This is a genomic window from Rubrivivax rivuli (assembly GCF_004016505.1).
GTDB classification, from domain to species: domain Bacteria; phylum Pseudomonadota; class Gammaproteobacteria; order Burkholderiales; family Burkholderiaceae_C; genus Rubrivivax; species Rubrivivax rivuli.
Map to the genome: position 1 here is coordinate 158,247 of NZ_SACR01000006.1, position 19,043 is coordinate 177,289.

15 protein-coding genes are annotated in these 19,043 nt (G+C 67.7%); 4 read left to right on the forward strand and 11 right to left on the reverse strand.

What is annotated here, in order from left to right; translation table 11 throughout:
* Positions 1-57: 57 nt before the first annotated feature.
* From EOE66_RS19255 to EOE66_RS19275, 5 genes are read right to left on the reverse strand one after another with little or no spacing between them, the layout of a single operon-like run.
* The gene (locus tag EOE66_RS19255; RefSeq protein ID WP_128230368.1) at positions 58-1,998 is read right to left on the reverse strand and encodes a tetratricopeptide repeat protein; all 1,941 of its coding nucleotides are present in this window, start codon (positions 1,996-1,998) and stop codon (positions 58-60) included.
* A 47-nt stretch (positions 1,999-2,045) separates the two neighbouring features.
* Positions 2,046-2,876 carry an endonuclease/exonuclease/phosphatase family protein gene (locus EOE66_RS19260; RefSeq protein WP_205702754.1) on the reverse strand — a complete coding sequence of 277 codons (831 nt, stop codon included), beginning with the start codon at positions 2,874-2,876 and terminating at the stop codon, positions 2,046-2,048.
* A gap of 10 nt (positions 2,877-2,886) precedes the next feature.
* Positions 2,887-3,282, reverse strand: a complete 396-nt coding sequence (locus tag EOE66_RS19265; RefSeq protein ID WP_128230370.1) for a GFA family protein — start codon at positions 3,280-3,282, stop codon at positions 2,887-2,889.
* Complete coding sequence (locus EOE66_RS19270; RefSeq protein ID WP_205702755.1) at positions 3,283-3,825, reverse strand: GNAT family N-acetyltransferase; 543 nt, start codon at positions 3,823-3,825, stop codon at positions 3,283-3,285. It abuts the gene before it with no gap.
* The gene (locus EOE66_RS19275) at positions 3,822-4,310 is read right to left on the reverse strand and encodes a hypothetical protein (RefSeq protein WP_128230371.1); all 489 of its coding nucleotides are present in this window, start codon (positions 4,308-4,310) and stop codon (positions 3,822-3,824) included. The genes EOE66_RS19270 and EOE66_RS19275 overlap by 4 nt, the downstream gene beginning before the upstream one ends.
* A gap of 95 nt (positions 4,311-4,405) precedes the next feature.
* Here EOE66_RS19275 and EOE66_RS19280 point away from each other — a divergent pair, with 95 nt between their 5' ends.
* On the forward strand, positions 4,406-5,053 hold the full coding sequence (locus EOE66_RS19280) for a PEP-CTERM sorting domain-containing protein (protein ID WP_128230372.1): 648 nt from the start codon (positions 4,406-4,408) through the stop codon (positions 5,051-5,053).
* Here the strand turns inward: EOE66_RS19280 and EOE66_RS19285 are convergent.
* From EOE66_RS19285 to EOE66_RS19300, 4 genes are all read right to left on the reverse strand, one after another.
* Positions 5,019-6,089 carry a sulfate/molybdate ABC transporter ATP-binding protein gene (locus EOE66_RS19285; RefSeq protein ID WP_128230373.1) on the reverse strand — a complete coding sequence of 357 codons (1,071 nt, stop codon included), beginning with the start codon at positions 6,087-6,089 and terminating at the stop codon, positions 5,019-5,021. The genes EOE66_RS19280 and EOE66_RS19285 overlap by 35 nt on opposite strands.
* Positions 6,090-6,099: 10 nt before the next feature.
* Entirely contained in the window at positions 6,100-6,987 is an 888-nt protein-coding gene (gene cysW, locus EOE66_RS19290; RefSeq protein WP_245479118.1) for a sulfate ABC transporter permease subunit CysW, read from the reverse strand.
* Between the two features lie 74 nt (positions 6,988-7,061).
* Positions 7,062-7,901 (reverse strand): sulfate ABC transporter permease subunit CysT, encoded by an 840-nt coding sequence (gene cysT, locus EOE66_RS19295; RefSeq protein ID WP_128230375.1) that lies wholly within the window; start codon positions 7,899-7,901, stop codon positions 7,062-7,064.
* A 16-nt stretch (positions 7,902-7,917) separates the two neighbouring features.
* Positions 7,918-8,940 carry a sulfate ABC transporter substrate-binding protein gene (locus tag EOE66_RS19300; protein WP_164885179.1) on the reverse strand — a complete coding sequence of 341 codons (1,023 nt, stop codon included), beginning with the start codon at positions 8,938-8,940 and terminating at the stop codon, positions 7,918-7,920.
* A 668-nt stretch (positions 8,941-9,608) separates the two neighbouring features.
* Between EOE66_RS19300 and EOE66_RS19305 the strand changes: the two genes are divergently transcribed.
* Positions 9,609-10,214 carry a PEP-CTERM sorting domain-containing protein gene (locus EOE66_RS19305; protein WP_128230376.1) on the forward strand — a complete coding sequence of 202 codons (606 nt, stop codon included), beginning with the start codon at positions 9,609-9,611 and terminating at the stop codon, positions 10,212-10,214.
* A gap of 144 nt (positions 10,215-10,358) precedes the next feature.
* Here EOE66_RS19305 and EOE66_RS19310 read toward each other — a convergent pair whose 3' ends face one another.
* Positions 10,359-11,708 (reverse strand): type II toxin-antitoxin system HipA family toxin, encoded by a 1,350-nt coding sequence (locus EOE66_RS19310; RefSeq protein ID WP_128230377.1) that lies wholly within the window; start codon positions 11,706-11,708, stop codon positions 10,359-10,361.
* Positions 11,689-12,081 carry a helix-turn-helix domain-containing protein gene (locus EOE66_RS19315; RefSeq protein ID WP_128230378.1) on the reverse strand — a complete coding sequence of 131 codons (393 nt, stop codon included), beginning with the start codon at positions 12,079-12,081 and terminating at the stop codon, positions 11,689-11,691. The genes EOE66_RS19310 and EOE66_RS19315 overlap by 20 nt, the downstream gene beginning before the upstream one ends.
* 245 nt (positions 12,082-12,326) lie before the next feature.
* On the opposite strand from EOE66_RS19315, the gene EOE66_RS19320 reads away from it, so the two are divergent.
* Both EOE66_RS19320 and EOE66_RS19325 read left to right on the forward strand, forming a co-directional pair.
* Entirely contained in the window at positions 12,327-13,757 is a 1,431-nt protein-coding gene (locus tag EOE66_RS19320; protein ID WP_128230379.1) for an FAD/NAD(P)-binding protein, read from the forward strand.
* A gap of 297 nt (positions 13,758-14,054) precedes the next feature.
* The gene (locus tag EOE66_RS19325) at positions 14,055-18,734 is read left to right on the forward strand and encodes an RHS repeat domain-containing protein (RefSeq protein WP_164885180.1); all 4,680 of its coding nucleotides are present in this window, start codon (positions 14,055-14,057) and stop codon (positions 18,732-18,734) included.
* Positions 18,735-19,043: the final 309 nt, after the last annotated feature.

The window sequence follows — 19,043 nt, forward strand, 5'->3', positions numbered from 1 at the left end:
GCTTGCGGGCATGCACCGGTGCCCGGGCGGGCCGGCCCCGCCGCAGACCGTGCAGGTTCAGGGCTTGGCCGGCAGGCTGGCCAGCAACTCCTTGGCAATCACCGCGCCGTCGGAGTTCGGGGCCTGTCGGATCAAGGTCTCCAGCCTCGCCCTGGCTTCCGCCGGCCGGCCCTGCGCAATGAGCAGCCGCGCAGCAGCGTTGTAGCTCAGGCCGCACTTGGGCACGGCAGCGATGCCCTGGTCGAAGGTGGCCAAGGCCGCTGTGATGTCTTCGGGCCGGCCGCGTGCGGCCTGGGCCGAGCCCAGTTCCTGCCAGAGCCGGCAGTTGCGGGGCAGGCGCTGGAGCCCGTCGCGGTAGATGGCCAGGGCGCGGTCGAACCGACCCAGACCGATCTGCACCCGAGCCCAATCGGAGAACTCCCCTTGCTCGCGGGGCGGAAGCTTGGCGAACGAAGCCTCCCAGGCTTCTTCTGCCTTGGCGAATTCCCGACGGTTCAGGTGAACCCAGCCCGCCACACCTTTGCGCCAGAGCTCGAGCTGGGCGGGATCGCGGAAGAGACGTTCCTCCTTGGCCAGAACCTCCGCTGCCTCGTCGAAGCGACCGGCCTCCAACAGTGCTGCCCTGAAGTTCTCGTAGATGGCACCGCTCGCAATGCCCGCCGCGATCGCCTCGCGACTGACCTTGAACCCTTGCTCGCGATAGCGGCCTTCGGGGCGCTCGTAGTTCAGTTTCGACAGGGTGTTCGCATAGGCGGCGTCTTCAGGGTGCAGCGCATATGCCCTGGCCACCATGGCGACCGCGCGCGCCTCTTCGTGATCGCACTGGTGGATGAAGGTGGCCTCGCTGTTGATGAATCTCCAAGGCTCGTACAAGGGCGAAGCCTTCGCATCGCGCAGCGCCTGGCGCGCGGCGTCGCAATCGCCGATGTCGATGGCGCCATGGATGCGTGAACGCAGTGCCGACAGCTTCACGAAGTCTGGCAGGCGCATCGCTTGCGCCTGCGCGTACAGCCGCTCGGCCTCTTCGAACTCACGCAGTCCGAACTTCGCGCTGGCCATGTTGACGACGGCCGAGCCATTCGTGGGGTCCAGCGCGATGGCCTCGCCAAAGGCCGCCATCGCATCGTCGGTGCGGCCCTGGAGCTTCAGCGCACTGCCGTAGGCGTCGTAGGCCACCGACATCACGGCGTTGCTGTGCGGGGGATGGGCTCGCTGCATGGCACGCAGGTGCCGGGACAAAGCGGCCAGCTCCGCGGGTGTTTGCGCCTTCTGCCCCAGCCACGCGGCGTGCACTGCGGGATGCGTGGCCTCCAGCACACCGCCAGCCAGGGCGCCGACGAGCCGATCCCACTCCGCCAGCGGGCCCTGAACCACCGTGGGCGGTTTCCCGGCCACCCGCACCTTGAGCGTGGCGTTGTCGCCGTCGAGCACGACTTCGCCGTCGATCGAGGTCTCGTTGCCGGTGGCGTAGCGCAGGTAGCGGAACACCGACTGCAGCGTGAAGCCGGCCTGCGGAATGGCCACGTCAACCCGGTTCTCGGCCCAGGTGCCCTTGAGTTCGCCCGCATCGAGCGTGGTGACCAGTTCGCGCCGGCGGATGAGCTCGTCGAACAGCGCCTTGGCCAGCACCTGCCCCGAGAGGCCGCGCGCCTGCAGGCTGGGCGGCACGTCGAAGGCGGCGATGGTCAGCGTGGGGCGGCTGGCCTCGCGCACACCCACCACCCCCAGCAGCACCGCCGCCGCCACGATGGCCAGCACGATGAGTGCATTGCGCAGCAGCACCATGCGCAGGTTGGCGACGTGGAAGCGGCCGGCGGGGCCGACGAAATCCAGCGCCGAGCGGGCCTGCTGCAGCGCCTCGGCCAGACCTTCCAGGCGCACCGTGGTGGGCGCCGTTGCGGCTGCAGCTTCTGGAGGGCTGGCCGCTACTGGCGAGGCCGCCCCGGGCGGATCCTGGGCGCCGGCTTCCGGACTCTTCTGCGAGGCGTCTGTGCTCATCTGGGGCGGGCGGCAGGCTCGAAACCGGCAAGGCTAGCGGAACCCATTCACTCGAGGCTCAGGCGGGTCACCACGGGCAGGTGGTCCGAAGGAAAGCGGCCCTCGACCCGATCGGCCAGGGCTGCGTAGCGCAGCACGCGCCACTGCGGGCTCAGCAGCACGTAGTCGATGCGCGCCAGCAGCGGCGCGTCGGGCTTGAAGCCGTTGAAGGTGCCCACCGGGCCCTCGGGGGGTGTCGCGCTCAGGTTGCGGGCGTCGCGCAGGCCGGTGAGCAGGATCTGCACCGGCTCGGATTCGGGCGTGGCGTTGAGGTCGCCCAGCAGCAGCGCGGGTGCGTCGCCGGCGATCTCGCGCATCTTGCGCAGCATCAGCCGGGCCGATTCGCGCCGGGCCACCACGCCTTCGTGGTCGAAGTGCACCGAGAAGGCCACGAAGACGCGGCCGTTGGCCCGGTCGCGCAGCCGGGCCCAGGTGGCCAGCCGGTGGCAGCAGCGGGCGTCCCAGCCCTTGCCAGGCACCTCGGGCGTGGGGCTGAGCCAGAAATCGCCGTTGGCCAGCAGCGCGAAGCGCTCGGTGCGGAAGAAGAGGGCCGAGTGCTCGCCCGCGCGCCGGCCATCGTCGCGGCCCACGCCCACGCGGGCCAGGCCGGGCAGGGCCTCGAGGTCTTCGATCTGGTCGATCAGGCCCTCTTGGGTGCCCAGCAAGTCGATCTCGTGATGGCGGACCAGGGCCTTCACCGCATCACGCCGGTGGGGCCAGGCGTTGGGGCCGTCGCTGGCCGTGTTGAAGCGCAGGTTGTAGGTGGCGGCGTTGAAGGGCTGGGCCTGCACGGCCCAGCCCAGGCACAGGCCCAGCAGCACGACGGCCCAGGTCTTCAAGCGCAGCCCGCTAGAACCAGACATCGGCCACGCAGCGGCCGTCGCGCGGCAGGTCGTCGAAGGTGTCCAGCCCGTCGAAGTGGTCGATGGGAATGCGCGCGATGGGCCCGGGCTCGGTCATGCGCAGGTTCACGGCGATGCGCCTTCGGCCATCGGCCTGCAGTTGCTGCCCGCGCCAGAAGGCCACGCAGCCGCACTCGGGGCAGAAGTGGAACTCCACCGAGTCGCCACGGATGTAGGCGCGCGTGGGGCCGCTGACGGTGATGCCTTCGCCTTCGTGGTCGTAGGCCCAGAGCGTGCCGTAGCGGCGGCACACGGTGCAGTTGCAGGCGGTGGCGCCTTCGGGCAAGACCGGGTGATGCCAGGCCCAGCGCACACGACCGCAATGGCAGCTTCCTTCGAGCATTCAAGCCTCCTGGGGCAACAGGTGTTTGGCGACGACGCGGTTCTCGTGGGCTTCGCCTTCGAAACGGAACCAGGTGGCCCCGAAGTCGGCGTAGCCGCGGGCGCTGTAGAAGCCCCGCGCGCGGTGGTTGTGCACCCACGGCGTGAGCCACAGCACCGTGGCCCCGGCCGCTGCGGCCTGGGCCTCGGCCTGCGCCAGCAAGGCCGTGCCCACGCCGCGGGCGGTGAAGCGCTCCTGCACGTAAAGGCGCAGCAGTTCGGCCTGCACGCCAGGGGGCGCCAGCGGCTCGGTGGCGCCCAGCGTCAGGTGGGCGAAGCCGATGAGGTGGCCCGCGCGCTCGGCCACGGTGATGCGGGTGCTGGCGGCGGCCATGTCAGCGGCAAAGACCTCGGCGCTGTAGCCGGCCAGCACCTCGCGCGCGAGGGCCGGGCGTATGCCTTCGGTGGCGTAGGTGTCCAGGAACACTTGCATGGCCAGCACCGAGAGGCAGAGCGCGTCGTCGGGCGCGGCCGGGCGCAGCAGGATGTCGAGGGCCGTGCTCAAGGGGCCTCGTCGCGGTGGGCGGCTGACGCGGGTATCGGCAGCGCACGGGCCAGCGGGTGCCGGGCCCCCGCGGCCTGGGCCACGGCCTGGCGGAAACCGCCCATGTCGTGCAGGAAGAGCGGCACCCAGTGTTTCGTGCGGTGGCCATCGACGGTGAGCCGCAGGTGGGGCAGGAAGTAGTAGCGCGCCGGCTCCACGCGCTCGATGGCCGCCCAGGGCACGCAGCGCCACCGGCCGAAGCTGTTGAAGGTGCGCAGGCCCTCGGGCCCGACGCGGAAGCGCGCCAGCGCGATCACCATTCCCAGCGCCACCGCGCAAGAGGCCGAGGTGCTCAGGCTGGTGAGCAGGCCGGGCCGCGTCAGGGGGCGGTCGAGCAGCACCGAGAGCAGCACCCACACGGCCATGATGGCGGCGGTGCAGATCGTCGTCTGCAGGCGCCAGATCGGCATGAAGGCGTAGCGGAAGGACTGGTCTGGCGCGGCCATGCCCCAGTGTAGGACCCGCCTGAGCCGGTGGTGCGGCCGGGACCACCCCCGCACTAGCATGGGGCGATCGGCGCGCCGCGCCCCCTGGAGTTGCCATGCGCCTGCCCACCCAACCCACCCGCACCGCACGCACGCTGCTGACCGCCTGCGCGCTGGCCGCCACGCTGCCCGCCGCCCACGCCGCCCACGCCGCCGGCGGCTGGGACGAAGCCGTGCAGGGCGACTTTGCCAACCTCGGCACCACGCCCACCGCCATCACGCTGGAACTCGGCAGCAACCCGGTGCGCGGCACCACCGGCCGCCAGAACAGCGTGGTCGACCGCGACTACTTCAGCTTCACGCTGCCCGCAGGCTGGCAGCTCGACACGCTCACCGTGGTGGGCGGCAGCTTCCTCGGCGTTTCGGGCTTGAGCTTCATCGGCGTGCAGGCCGGCCCGCAGGTCACCGTCAACCCCACGGGCGGCAGCCCTGCCGGGCTGCTGGGCTGGGTGCACTTCGGTGCGAACGACATCGGCACCGACATCCTGGGCCTCATGGGCATCGGTTTCGGCGCCAGTGGCTTCCAGTCGCCGCTGCCGGCAGGCACCTACAGCTTCTGGGTGCAGGACACCGGCACCGGCGTGGCCAGCTACCAGCTCGATTTCGGCGTCAGCGCGGTGCCCGAACCCGCCAGCGCGCTGCTGATGCTGGCCGGCGTGGCGGCGCTGCTCAGGCGGCGCGCTGCCCCACCTCGAAGCGCGTGACACGCCGCGCGCGCAGCCACACGCGGCTGCCGCGCTGCAGGCTCAAGCGCTCGCGCAGCGCGGTGTACTCGCTGCGCGGCAGCTCCACGTCGAGGTAGCTGCCCGCCTCGCCCCCGCTACCCTCGCGCTGGAATTCGATGCGCGTGTGCGGGCCCACGGTGAGCGTCTGCGAGAGCGTGGCCGGCCAGGCTTCGCCCGCCTCGCCCGGGGCCGGCGCCTCGGCCAGGATCTCCAGCTCGTGCGGACGCACGTAGACCGTCTCGCCCTTCACGGCGGCGCCACCGGGCGTGTGCTCGGTGCGCCCGTGGAAGAGGTTCACGTCGCCCAGGAACTGCAGCACGAAGGGCGTGGCGGGGTGGTCGTAGACCTCGTCGGGCGTGCCCACCTGCTCGATGCGGCCCTCGTTCATCACGACGATGCGGTCGGCCACCTCCATGGCCTCTTCCTGGTCGTGCGTGACGAAGACGCTGGTGACGTGCACTTCGTCGTGCAGGCGGCGCAGCCAGCGGCGCAGCTCCTTGCGCACCTTGGCGTCCAGCGCGCCAAAGGGTTCGTCGAGCAGCAGCACTTTCGGCTCCACGGCCAGGGCGCGGGCCAGGGCGATGCGCTGGCGCTGCCCGCCGCTCAACTGGTGCGGGTAGCGGTCGGCCAGCCAGTCCAGCTGCACCAGCTTGAGCAGCTGCGTCACCTTGCTCTTGATCTCGGCCTCGCTGGGGCGCGTGGCCTTGGGCCGAACACGCAGGCCGAAGGCGACGTTCTCGAAGATCGTCATGTGGCCGAAGAGCGCGTAATGCTGGAAGACGAAGCCGACATTGCGGTCGCGCACATCGGTGCTGGTGGCGTCTTCGCCGTGGAAGAGCACGCTGCCAGCGTCAGGCACTTCCAGCCCCGCCAGGATGCGCAGCAGCGTCGTCTTGCCAGAGCCCGAGGGCCCGAGCAATGCCACCAGTTCACCTGCCGGGATGTCGAGGTTGAGGTGGTCGCAGACGACCGTCTTGCCGAAGGCCTTCTGCAGGTTCCTGACTTCAATGCTCATGGGTGCTTTCTCACTCGTCGGCCTGGTGCTTGCCGCGCATCTGGTGCTTCACGCGCTGCTCCACCGCGTACTTCAGCACCAGGGTCACCAGCGCCAGCAGCGCCAGCAGCGAGGCCACGGCAAAGGCCGCCGCGAACTGGTACTCGTTGTAGACGATCTCGATGTGCAGCGGCATCGTGTTGGTCTGGCCGCGGATGTGGCCAGAGACCACGCTGACGGCGCCGAACTCACCCATGGCGCGGGCGTTGCACAGGATCACGCCGTAGAGCAGCGCCCACTTCACGTTGGGCAGCGTCACGCGCCAGAACATCTGCCAGCCGCTGGCACCCAGCACGCGCGCCGCCTCTTCCTGCTCGATGCCCTGGGCCTGCATCAGCGGGATGAGCTCGCGTGCCACGAAGGGGAAGGTCACGAACACCGTGGCCAGCACGATGCCCGGCACCGCGAAGATGACCTTCAGGTCGTTGTCCTGCAGCCAGTGGCCGAACCAGCCCTGCAGCCCGAACACCAGCACGTAGATCAGGCCGGCGATCACGGGGCTGACGGAGAAGGGCAGGTCGATCAGCGTGAGCAGGACGTTCTTCCCGCGGAACTCGAACTTCGCGATCGCCCACGCGGCGGCCACGCCGAACACCAGGTTCAGCGGCACGCTGATCACCGCCGCCAGCAGGGTGAGCTTGATCGCACTGAGCGCATCGGGCTCGGTGATGGCGGCGAGGTAGACGTCCCAACCCTTCTTCAGCGCCTCGTAGAACACCGTGGCCAGCGGCACGAAGAGGAAGAGCGTCATGAACGCCAGCGCCAGCGTGATGAGCAGCACGCGCACCCAGGGCGCTTCGGCGGTGGCGCTGCGCAACGCGCGAGGAGGATGCGGACGATCAAGCTTCCCCTCACGGATCCGGCTCTGCCGGTCCGTCGAGGGACGGCCCCCTTGGGGGGTAGCGAGCGCCAGCGAGCTTGGGGGCTCCACATTCATGCCAAACCACCCTGGCGCTTGCGCGCCCAGCTTTGCAGCAGGTTGATCAACAGCAGCAATGCAAACGCCGCCACCAGCATCACCACCGCAATGGCGGTGGCACCGGCGTAGTCGTACTGCTCCAGCTTGGTGATGATGAGCAGCGGCGTGATCTCACTGACCATGGGCATGTTGCCGGCGATGAAGATGACGCTGCCGTACTCGCCCAGGGCGCGCGCGAAGGCCAGCGCAAAACCCGTCAGCAGGGCCGGCATCACGATGGGAAAGATCACGTGGCGGAAGGTCAGCCAGCGGCTCGCGCCCAGCGTGGCGGCGGCTTCTTCCAGTTCGCGGTTCACGTCTTCCAGCACCGGCTGCACCGTGCGCACCACGAAGGGCAGGCCGATGAAGACCAGCGCCACCCACACGCCCAGCGGCGTGAAGCTCACCTTGAAGGGCAGCCACTGGCCGATGAGGCCGTTGCCGGCATACAGCGCGGTCAGTGCAATGCCGGCCACGGCGGTGGGCAGCGCGAAAGGCAGGTCGACCAGCGCATCCACCACGCGCTTGAACGGAAACTCGTAACGCACCAGCACCCAGGCCACGATGAGCCCGAACACCGCGTTCAGCAGCGCCGCCAGGAAGCTGGCGCCGAAGGTGAGCCGGTAGCTGGCCAGCACGCGCGGCGTGGTGGTGGCATCCAGGAACTGCTGCCAGGTCAGCGTGAAGGTCTTGAGGAAGGCCGCCGAGAGCGGAATCAGCACGATGAGGCTGATGTAGAGCAGCGCGAAACCGAGCGCCAGGTCGAAACCCGGCAGCACGCTGTGGCGCTTTAGCAGTGTCCGGCGCAGGAACATGGCAGACCTGCGTGCCTCAGCGGGGCTTGGCCGCGGCGATGATCTGGTCGTACAGCGCGCCGTCGTTGAAGTGGTCCTTCTGCGCCTGGCTCCAGCCCCCGAAGACCTCGTCCACCGTGAAGGTGTTGAGCTTGGGGAAGCTCTTGGCGAACTTCGCCAGCACCTGCGGCGAACGCGGGCGCAGCGCGAACTGTGCAGCGATGGTCTGGCCGGTTTCGGTGTACAGGTACTGCAGGTAGGCCTCGGCCAGCTTGCGCGTGCCCTTCTTGTCGACCACCTTGTCGACCACGCTCACGGGGTTCTCGGCCAGGATGGTGCGGCTGGGGTAGACGACTTCGAAGTGGTCGCCGAACTCGCGCACGATCAGCGGCACCTCGCTCTCGAAGGTGACCAGCGCGTCGCCCAGCTGCCGCTGCGCGAAGGTGGTGGTGGCACCGCGGCCCCCGCCGTCGAGCACCGGCACGTTGGCGAAGATGCGCGTCACCAGCGCCCGCGCAGCCTCGGGCCCGGCGCCGCCCTTCACGGCCGCACCCCACGCCGCCAGGTAGGTATAGCGGCCGTTGCCGCTGGTCTTGGGGTTGGGGATGATCACGCCCAGGCCGGCTCGGCCGAGGTCGCTCCAGTCACGGATGTTCTTCGGGTTGCCCTTGCGCACGAGGATCACGCTGACGCTCGTGGTGGGCGAGGCGTTGTTCGGCAGGCGCTGCGCCCAGTTCGCCGGCACCAGGCCCCCGCGCGTGTGCAGGATGTCGATGTCGTTGTGCTGGTTCATCGTGATGACATCGGCTTCCAGCCCGTCGGCCACGCTGCGCGCCTGGCGGCTGCTGCCGCCGTGGCTCTGGTTCAGCGTGACCTTCTGGCCGGTGGTCTTGAGCCAGTGCGCGGCGAAGACCTCGTTGTAGGCCTTGTAGAACTCGCGGCTCACGTCGTAGCTGACGTTCAGCAGCGTCTGCGGCGCGGGGGCCTGGGCCCAGGCGACAGGGGCGGTGGCCGACAGCAGCAGGGCGGCGGCAGACAGCAGAAGGCGACGGGAAGGCACGGGCGGGGTCCAGGCTTGCGGTGGCGAGAGGCCGCGACTCTAGGCAGGCTGGGTGCTGCTTCCAACGAAGGAGATCGGCTTAGCTCATGCGGAAATCGAATGAGCAGGCGCTGCCTCTGCAGCTGACCTGGCTGCAAGTGCTGATGGAACTGACCGGGCGGGTTCCGAGGGGTGAGGCGCGATGCCAGAAAGGTCTTCTGGGCTCGCGCCCCAGCCTGCTACGCAAGCGCTGGCCGCTTTGCAGCAGCACCATTTCGTGGTTCAACGCATGCTGTCGACCCATTCGCGCCCGCCAGGCTCTTTCAAAGCCGCCCGACGCTCGGCTGTGCCTCGCCCGGACTTGAGAACAGCGAATCGGCAGTTTGTGACCACTGGGATGCCGCCTCGCTGGTGCACCACTTCCAAATGCCTGGTGTATGCCGTAGGGCGCCACGTGCAGACCAACGAAGGCATCTCGGTTCGCTAAGGGGCCGTCCTGAGCGCCACGGGATCAGTACTGTCGGCGCAGTTTACACGCCCCTCCTTGCGTCCCACTGTAGAACCTCTAAACCACTGTCACTATTCAGTTTCTGTGGGCTGGCATGTTTTGTGATTTCCCCGGCGCATCGGGAGACTACGTAAAAAGCGCTTTGAACCTTTGCCCCCAAAACCCCTGAGTCTGGAACCTTATGAAGCCCTTCACCCAAGCATTGCTGGCAACTCTCTTGCTCGCTGCAGGTCCGTCCTACGCAACTCCCATCACGACGGCCGGCGACCCGGCTCTAGCAGGGTCAACACTCGTCAACTTCACGGGCATCACAGGGGGGCCCTACTCGAGCCTGACGATCGGTGCGCTCACCATCACGGGCGGCTTCACCATTGATTCATCAGGCAATTGCGTTTACTCAGGGAATAGCGCGCCTTGCCTGATCAACGCTGGAGGCGCCCTGACGTTCACGTTTTCGAATCCTATGACGGCATTTGGGTTGCAGATTGGCGCTACAAACTTCAGCCAGAACCTGACTGCCTACAACGCCTTCAACGGGGTGATCGAGACCGTCGTTGTCCCGAACCAGGTCAGCACCATGCCCTTCCCATACAGCGCCTTCTACGGCATCAATGCTGGTTCAGCGTCGATCCAGAGGTTCACGCTGCAAGCGAACTCCGGCGACTACTGGTCCATCGACAACATTCGCTTCACAGCCGGCGCGACGAGCGTGCCGGAACCTGCATCCCTGGCCCTTGTGGGAGTTGCACTGCTGGGTTTGGGCTGGAGCCGGCGCAAGCAAGCCTGAAGTCCACCAGCGGGCTTTGGGCCACGATGGTGTTGATGGCACTGTCTGCAGCCCCGCGTTGGTGCAGGCGTCGCAGCGCGATCGTCGGCGCCAAGGCGCCAGAGCAACTGCTTCAGCGCCCCGCGGCAGCCAGCCAATCCGCCTTCAATCGAGCAACCGCAGCTGCCGCTGACGCTCGACCATCTCGGCCTCGGGCAGCCCCGCCGCATCGGCGAACTGCGGCCACTGGCGCAAGGCGCTGCGCACCTGCTCGACAACGCCCCGGGCGGTGCCGATCTTGAAGCGGTCGGCCTCGGCCAGCAGGTCGGCCACCGTGATGCCCTTGAACCTGCCGTTCACCGACATCAGGTGCTGGTTCGTCCACTCGCCCCGCGGGTTGTGGGCGAAGGTGATGTCGTAGGCCGGCGCCAGCGCCCAGGTGCTGCTGCCTTCGCGCAGCAGGAAAGAGAAGTTCTTCGTGTGGTCGTCGCAGTTGCGGCCCATCACGTTGAACACCATGCGCCTGAAGGCCTCTTCCATCTGCTCATACGGCAGCTGCAGCCGCGCCATGGTGGAGAACAGCTGCGAATAGGCGTTGGTGCCTTTCTTCTTGTAGTCGAGGTGCGCCATGGCGCACAGCGTCTGCATGTGGTGGCGGCCGCGCGGGCCTTCGCGGTCGAAGCGCCGTGTCATGAAATGGGCGCGGCCGTTTTCCTGCAGCAGCCGGCAGTCGCTCATCGCGATGCCCGCAGCACGCGCCATCAGGTGGTAGGCGTACTCCACGCGGCCGTAGTGCTGCGAGGCGCCGAGTTCCTGGTCGGCCCCCATGCCGTCGAACTTCAGCAGCCAGTGCTCGAAGCCGGGCGGCGCATCCAGCTGGCCCGTGCGTATCTCGTCGGTTTGCGGGTTCCAGGCGATCACGGCCTTGGCGCGCGCGCCGCCGGCCGAGGTGCCCACCTCGATGATGCTGCGCAGTGCGGCGCTGGTGTGGTCGTCGTCGTCCATCAGGCCCTGCACGGCCTGGCGCGCCTGCGCCACCAGCGTGCCCAGCTCGATGGCCGAGGGCAGCCGCGTGGCCGGGCCGCGTGCGGGCTTGAACACGAGCGCGCCCATCGCGCGCGGGCCCATGTAGGCCAGGCGGTCCAGCGGCGTGACGTCGGCGGCGGCCACGCCGCGGTCGGCCATGTAGCGGTTGATCAGCGCGTTGCCGAAGTCGTCGGGCAGCGCGTCGCTCAGCAGCGCGGGCAGGCGCTTGTAGGTGGCCTCGGGCAGCTCGGTGAAGAGGTAGCCATCTTCGGCCAGCGGCATCTGCAGCGGCGCGGGCTCGATGCCGCCGCGCACGAACTCGGGCGTGTAGTTGAAGACGTAGTAGCCGTAGGCCGGATCCAGCGTCACCGAGCCGATGTGCGCGCCCCAGAGATGCACCTCGACGACGTCGGCATGCCTGAAGCCGCGTGCCGGGCGTGGCGTGCGGGCCGTGCCGCTGCTGGCGGGGCTAGGCCGCTTCGTCGCCATGGCGGGGGCTGCTGGTGGACGGGGTGGCCGGCGGGGTGGCGGCAGCTTGCAGGCGGCGCTGGGCCGCCTTGGCCTTCACGGCAGGGCTGGTGGCGCGCTGGCGCGTGGCGGCGCGGCGCGTGAGCGTCAGCGCATTGACGGTGGGCACGGGCGCCACGGTCTCCAGCCACGCCTCACGCCCCAAAGCACGCACCACGCTCAGCAGCGTCTTCACGGTGGAGCCACTGCCGCCCTCCAGGTTGCGCAGCGCACGCACGCTCACCCCGGCGCGGGCCGCGAGCGTCTTCTGGTCCTGGTTTTTGTTGAGGCGCAGCCGCTTGAGCTGCTCGCCGAGGCTGAACTCGAGTTCTTCGAGCGTCGGATGGGTGATCATTCGCCAAGACCCTCTTTACGTCTTCACAAGCGCCCTGAATACGCTCTTTAATCAACTTTGAGCGCATCGAACGCCCTTTTTCTGCCTATAAAAAGATTATAGACAGATCACCAAAGTGTCAGCCAAACGCCTTCTCATGCCTCTTAACCAAAAAGGCGGTCTCAAGCAACCTTCTTCTGCCGTTTGCTGACTTCCAAAACACTCGGGGCCACGAAGGCAGGGTGAAGGCCCAGAATGCCCGGCGCATGCCGACCACCCCCACCACCGTTCTCATCGTCGGCGCCGGCTTCAGCGGCACGGCCACCGCGGTGCAGCTGTTGCGCGGCGCACGGGCACCGCTGCAGGTGCTGCTGCTCAACGAATCGGGCCGCATGGCGCGCGGCCTGGCCTACGGCACCGACAGCCTCGACCACGTGCTCAACGTACCCGCCGGCAACATGAGCGCGCTGGCCGACGACCCCGAGAACTTCCTGCGCTACGGCCGCTGGGTGGATGCCCGCTGGCACGCCGGCTCCTTCGTGCCGCGGCGGCTGTACGGGGCTTACCTCGAATCGCTGCTGGCCGCGGCCGAGAGCACAGCCGGGCCGCAGGGTGCGCGGCTGCAGCGCCTGGTGGGGCGGGCGCTGCGTGTGCTGCCGCCCGGCCTGGCTGCCGACGCAACCCGCGCCCGGGTGCTGCTGGAAGACGGCCGCGAACTGCCGGCCGACCACGTGGTGCTGGCCTTCGGCCACGTGGCGCCCGAGCACCCGCTCACCGAAGCGCAGCGCGCTGTGCTGGGCACGGCCTACACCGCCGACCCCTGGCGCCAGGCGATCAGCGAGCGCGTGCAGCCTGCGGACCGCGTGCTGCTCGTTGGCGCCGGCCTCACGGCGCTGGACATGCTGGTCTCGCTGGACCGCGCCGGCCACCGCGGCCCGGTGCACATGCTCTCGCGCCGCGGCCTGGCGCCGCAGCCGCACCGTGATCAAGACACCGCCCGCGGCCGCCCCGCCGGCCCCGATGCGCAGGCCGTGCACGCCCTCTTGCAAGGCATGGGCACGAACCTGCGAAGCCAGTTGCGCGCACTGCGCGAAGCGGTGGCAACTGCCGTGGCCGCAGGCGGCGACTGGCGAGACTGGATCGCCGCGCTGCGCCCGCACACGCGCGCCTGGTGGCAAGCCCTTGACGAAGCCGAGCGGCGCCGCTTCCTGCGCCACCTGCAGCCGCACTGGGACACCCTGCGCCACCGCTGCGCGCCCGCGGCCCACGCGGTGTTCGAACGCTGGCGCCGCGAAGGTCGGCTCACCGTTGAGGCCGGGCGCATCCACGGGCTGCAGGCCGCGCCCACTGGCGGCTACACGCTCGCGCTGCGGCCGCGCGGCAGCACGGCGCTGCGCGAGCGCAGCATCGATCACGTCGTCAATTGCACTTCGCCTTCGGGGCGCTTGACCCGCAGCCCTTCGGCGCTGGTGGCAGCGCTGCTGGCCGAGGGCCTGGTGCAGCCCGATGCACTGGAACTCGGCCTGCAAGTGCACGACGACGGCCGCGTCATCGGCCGCAACGGCACGGCGGCCGACTGGCTGCACTACGTGGGCCCGCTGCTGAAGGCGCGCGACTGGGAAGCCACGGCCATCCCCGAGTTGCGGCAGCACGCGGCGGCGCTGGCGCAAAGGCTGCTGCAGCAGACCCAGGTCTGAGAGCGCACGAGGCGGCCAAGCCCCCAAAAGAGGGAACGCGGGGGGCCCTCCGAGGGGGCTCCTGTAAGACCTGACAGTCGATTTCCAGGTCCTGCCTGCGCCACCCTTCGATGGCCAGCAGCTGCAGAAGGCTGCGCCAACGGGAGGAAGGCGATGGGCTTTGGGACGGGGGATCGCGCAGACAGCGCACGCAGCACGAACCGCAACCGAACTGCAGCCTTCTGGGCCGCGGTGCTTGCCGGGCTCCTCTGCAGCTTGCAGTGGCCCACGTCGGCGTTCGCCCAGGGCGAAACGTCGATGTACAGCGAACAGCACCGCAAGGTGCGCGGCAGCAGCAATGTCGATGCCTTGGGTCCGAACCTGTTCGGAGACCAGGTCTCCCTGTACAGCGGCCGCATCGAATTCGTGCAGCAGGACCTGGACATTCCGGGCAACAACACATTGCCGGTCGGCATCGCGCGGCGCCTGACATCCGGCCGCGACCTGATCAACAACGCAGGGATGTTCGGCGACTGGGATCTGGAGATCCCTCGGCTGCAAGGGATCTTCGCCGTTGGAAGCCGGAACTTCGGTTGGGCTGTGGGTGACTACGCGCCTGACTACTACAAGCGATGCAGCCAGTTCAGCGCACCTCCCGTCGGTCGCGCCATGATTTCGACGGGCCTGGTTTGGGAGCCCGACGAATACTGGTTCGGCACCAACCTCTACATGCCGGGGCAGGGCTCGCAACCCCTCCTGCAGCGCGCGCCCGGCAACACCTTGCAGCCCAGCACGGGCAGCTACCCGCTGGTCACGAAGAGCGGGTGGCAGATCCAGTGCCTGGGTTCGATCTCCAACAACCAGGGCGCAGGCCACATCCAGGGCGAAGCCTTCTCGGCCTTGGCGCCCGATGGCACCCGGTGGCGCTTCGACCATCTGGTTCAACGGCGCACCACCACACTCACCAAACCTTCGAGCTCTGGCGGGGCCGGCGGTGCCGGTGGGGCATCGGCACCTGGCTCCGACTCCACGGGCGGCACCCGAACCGAACGCGACGGGCGGGTGCCCATCTTCGAGCCCATGGTGACCATGGGCCACCGCCTCGAGAGGGCCGAGTTCTGGATGCTGCCTACCCAGGCAGTAGACCGCTTCGGCAACACGCTGACCTTCAGCTATGACCCAGCCAACCCTTGGCGCCTTCTTGCGGTGACCAGCAGCGACGGCCGCACCCTCTCGTTCACACACGACGGCACGAGCCAACGCATCCGCACGGTGTTTGACGGCACTCGAACCTGGACCTATGAGTACACCGGCTCGACGCTGAGTCGCGTGGTTCGCCCCGACAACAGCGCCTGGCAATTCATCAATGCCGACCCGTTCAAGAACGTCGGCGTCACCTATGCCGTCAACCCCGGCTGCGCCACAGCGGGTGAGCTGATCACCGCGCCTCAAACGGTGACCATGGTGCACCCCTCAGGGGCATCGGGCGCGTTCACGATCCAGTCGGTCCACCACGGGCGCACGGATGTCCCGCAGCGGTGCATCTACGCGGGCGGCACCTCGCGTGCTGCCACGCCCATCCACTTTGCCGACCGCTCCATCGTCAGCAAGACGCTCAGCGGCCCAGGCATGCCGACGGCCACCTGGGCTTACGCCTACAGCGCCCCGGCAGCCAGCTGGGCGCCCTGCGGCGCAGGCTGCAACCCGCGCAAGACCGTCAGCGTCACCGACCCAGCCGGCGTGGTGACACGCAGCACCTTCGGCACCCGGTTCGGCGTGGATGAGGGCCGGCTCCTCTTGGAGGAGACAGTGACAGCCACCGGCGCCGTCATGCGCTCGGTCGCAACACGGTATCGCTCGCCTGCAGCGGGGCCCTACCCGGACCCTGTGGGATACAGCGTGCAACTGGGCATGGACAACAACGAGGCCACGCGCCATGCCCCGGCGGACCAGCGCACCGTCTCGCAGCAAGGCAGCACGTTCATCTGGCAGGCCGACGCCTTCGATCAGCAAGCCCGTGCCACACAGGTCACGCGCAGCAGCAGCCTGGGGCACACGCGTACCGAGACCACGGCGTACCACGACCATCTCGGCCTGTGGGTGCTGGGGCAGGTGGCCAGCGTCACCACCCCATGGGGTCTTGTGCCTGAACAGCACGAGTACGACCCCGTCACGGCACTCCGCACGCGAAGCTACGCATTCGGCCTGCTGAAGCAGCGGCTCGATCATCACCCAGACGGCACGCTGCGCAGCAAAGCCGACGCCGTCAATCCGCCCACGGTGATGACGAACTACCACCGTGGTGTGCCGCGCAATGTCACCTACCCCGATGGGAGTTCAGAGCGTGCTGACGTCAACAACCTTGGGCTGGTGACAGCGGTCACCAATGCATTCGGCACGACCACGCACTACGGCTACGACGCCATAGGCCGCCTGGCCACCATCGTGTATCCGCCTGAATCAACGGGCGGCTATCACGCGACGCTGCAGACCTACGAGCAGGTGCAACACGACGAGTGGGGTCTGGCAGCCGGGCACTGGCGCCAGACGACCCAGACGGGCAACAACAAGACCGTCCGCTACTTCGACGGGATGTGGCGTGAGCGCCTGCGTTACCAGCAAGACACCACCAACCCGGCCGGCACCGGGCGGACGGTGGAGACGCGCTACGACGCCGACGGGCGCAAGGTCTTCGAGAGCTACCCGCAGCGCAGCCTCGCCAACGTGGACACCTACCGCCCGGGCCAGAGCTGGGAGCACGATGCCCTGGACCGCGTGACCGTGCAACGCCAGGACAGCGAGTTGGGCGTGCTGACCAGCACCACGGAGTATCTGAACAACTTCCAGAAGCGCGTCACCAACCCACGCGGCCACGCAACCACCTTCAGCTACCAGGTCTTCGACCAACCCTCCGAAGACAGCATCACCGGCATCGGCGCGCCCGAAGGCGTGAGCGTGTCCATCCCGCGGGATGCCTTCGGCAAGGCCCTGTCGATCACCCGCAGCGGCACCTGGGCCGGCAGCGGCGTGAGCGCCACGCGCAGCTACGTGTACGACGCCCATCAGCGGCTTTGCAAGACGGTGGAACCCGAGACCGGCGCCACCATTCAGGCCTACGACGTGGCCAGCAACATCGCCTGGCGGGCCAGCGGGCAAAGCGCCACGGGCACCGGCAGTTGTGACCAAGCGGCCGTGGGCGGCACCGCCAAGATCAGCTTCGGCTACGACGCCCTCAACCGCCTGACGAGCACCACCTTCGGCGACGGCCAGCCGGGCATCAGCCGCAGCTACACGCCCGATGGGTTGCTGCAGCAGACCGTCTCCAGCAGCTTCACATGGACTTACAGCTACAACAACCGGCGCTTGCTGACGCAAGAGGCGCTGTCGGTGCCGAACCAGACGCCTGGTGCCGGCTGGAACTTCTCGTACACCCATGACAGCCACGGCCACCTGCACACGCTGACAGACCCCTGGGGCCCGGTGACCTACGCCCCCAATGCGCTGGGCGAGCCCACGCAGGCGTCTGGCTATGTCGGCGGTGTGAGCTATCACCCCAACGGCGCGGTGGCTGGCTACACGCTGGCCACCGGCGTGGTGCGCAGCATCAGCCTCAACACCCGCGGCCTGCCCGCGCAGTGGCAGGACACTGGGGTCATGCATGACAGCTACACCTATGACGCCAACGGCAACGTCACCGGCATCCAGGACGTGCTGCAGGGGGTGAACACGCGCAGCATGGGCTACGACGGGCTGGACCGATTGACCACGGCGAACGGCCCCTGGGGCAGCGGGCAGTACCAGTACGACGCGCTGGACAACCTGACCTACAGCCAGCTGGGGGCGCGCAGCGTGAACCACAACATCGACCCAGCGACCAACCGGCTGACAAGCCTGTCGGGCAGCCAGAGCGTGTTGATGGGCTACGACGGTCAAGGCAATGTGACCCAGCGTGGCGCGCAGAGCTTCAGCTTTGACAAAGCCAACCGCCTGCGCACCGCCTGGGGCAAGGCCCACTACGACTACGACGGCCACGGGCGGCGCAGCTGGACCGTGAATGCAGACGGCAGCACGCAGCTCAACGCCTATACCGGGCTGGGTGCGGCCGGACAGCTGCGCTTCAGCAATCACAGCGTGCAGGGTGGCGTGCGCTATGTCTACCTGGGCAGCCAGCTGATCGCCGAACACAAGCAGGACGGCAGGGTCATCCACTTCCACACCGACGCCCTGGGCAGCCCAGTGGCCCGCACCAACGGGCCCCATGTGCTGCTGGACCGCACACGCTACGAACCCTATGGCGCGACCGTGGCAGGCAGCTTCAACCCGACGGGCATCGGGTTCACGGGGCATGTGAATGACGCGGATACTGGGCTGGTTTATATGCAGCAGCGGTATTACGATCCTCTGGCAGGAAGATTCCTGAGTGTTGATCCTGTGACAACCAACTCGTCCACCGGAAGCAGCTTCAACCGGTACAACTATGCCGAAAACAACCCATACAAGTTTGTCGATCCGGATGGACGAGCATCCTGCGCCGACAAAGACTGTAGAACCTCCACGATTGACTCGGAAATCAAACGTGCAGACGGCGGAACAACAAAGATCACCTTCGTCAATGACAATCCCAAAGGCGCGTCGACAAATCAGCCAATTTCCACAGACACTGCAAAAACTGTCGAGGCAGTAATCGCGAAAGCCAATGTCGACTCAATCAACATCAATAGCACGACAGGCGGTGACCACTCGAAAACTAGCGCCCACCACTCAGGCAGGGCAGTGGACATTAACAGAATAGATGGCAAGCAGGTTGGAGCGGACAACCCTGGCGGGGAAAGAGTGCAAAAGGCTGCACAGTCCGACAGGAATGTCCGTGAGAACTTCGGCCCGAGCATCATGGAAAAACGCTCAGACGCAGATAAAGGACCGGTTGCCGTAAACGATCCAAAGCTGACGGCAGCGCACAGAACTCACATACACATCTCGACTCAACCACGGCAATGAACAGATTTCTCCTAGTTGCCCTCGTCGGATTGCTAACCGCCGGCGCCGGCGCTGCGAATGCGCCTAAGCGAAAACCAAAGTACTCCATCGAGTCGATTCACTCACTGCCTCTTCAAGAAATGTGGGCACTGGGCGAGTCGCAGCGAGTGGAGATTGGGGGCTTGTTGGTCGTGGCACAAAAGCATGACAGTGAATACGGGTTGGAGCGGAGTGGCATGAGGTACTGCGGCCTCGTCGTGTTGGGATCAACGGATCTGGGAGCACGGCCAGTGGGCTTTCGCCTGCTGACCGAACAGGTGTGTACAAGCA

What these genes read in the sequence shown, in the direction of transcription:
- EOE66_RS19315 (WP_128230378.1), bottom strand. Translation starts at nt 12,081, where the DNA reads ATGATCACCCATCCGACGCTCGAAGAACTCGAGTTCAGCCTCGGCGAG.
- EOE66_RS19285 (WP_128230373.1), bottom strand. Translation starts at nt 6,089, where the DNA reads ATGAGCATTGAAGTCAGGAACCTGCAGAAGGCCTTCGGCAAGACGGTC.
- EOE66_RS19280 (WP_128230372.1), top strand. Translation starts at nt 4,406, where the DNA reads ATGCGCCTGCCCACCCAACCCACCCGCACCGCACGCACGCTGCTGACC.
- EOE66_RS19325 (WP_164885180.1), top strand. Translation starts at nt 14,055, where the DNA reads ATGTACAGCGAACAGCACCGCAAGGTGCGCGGCAGCAGCAATGTCGAT.
- EOE66_RS19305 (WP_128230376.1), top strand. Translation starts at nt 9,609, where the DNA reads ATGAAGCCCTTCACCCAAGCATTGCTGGCAACTCTCTTGCTCGCTGCA.
- EOE66_RS19320 (WP_128230379.1), top strand. Translation starts at nt 12,327, where the DNA reads ATGCCGACCACCCCCACCACCGTTCTCATCGTCGGCGCCGGCTTCAGC.
- cysT (WP_128230375.1), bottom strand. Translation starts at nt 7,901, where the DNA reads ATGTTCCTGCGCCGGACACTGCTAAAGCGCCACAGCGTGCTGCCGGGT.
- EOE66_RS19255 (WP_128230368.1), bottom strand. Translation starts at nt 1,998, where the DNA reads ATGAGCACAGACGCCTCGCAGAAGAGTCCGGAAGCCGGCGCCCAGGAT.
- EOE66_RS19275 (WP_128230371.1), bottom strand. Translation starts at nt 4,310, where the DNA reads ATGGCCGCGCCAGACCAGTCCTTCCGCTACGCCTTCATGCCGATCTGG.
- EOE66_RS19265 (WP_128230370.1), bottom strand. Translation starts at nt 3,282, where the DNA reads ATGCTCGAAGGAAGCTGCCATTGCGGTCGTGTGCGCTGGGCCTGGCAT.
- EOE66_RS19310 (WP_128230377.1), bottom strand. Translation starts at nt 11,708, where the DNA reads ATGGCGACGAAGCGGCCTAGCCCCGCCAGCAGCGGCACGGCCCGCACG.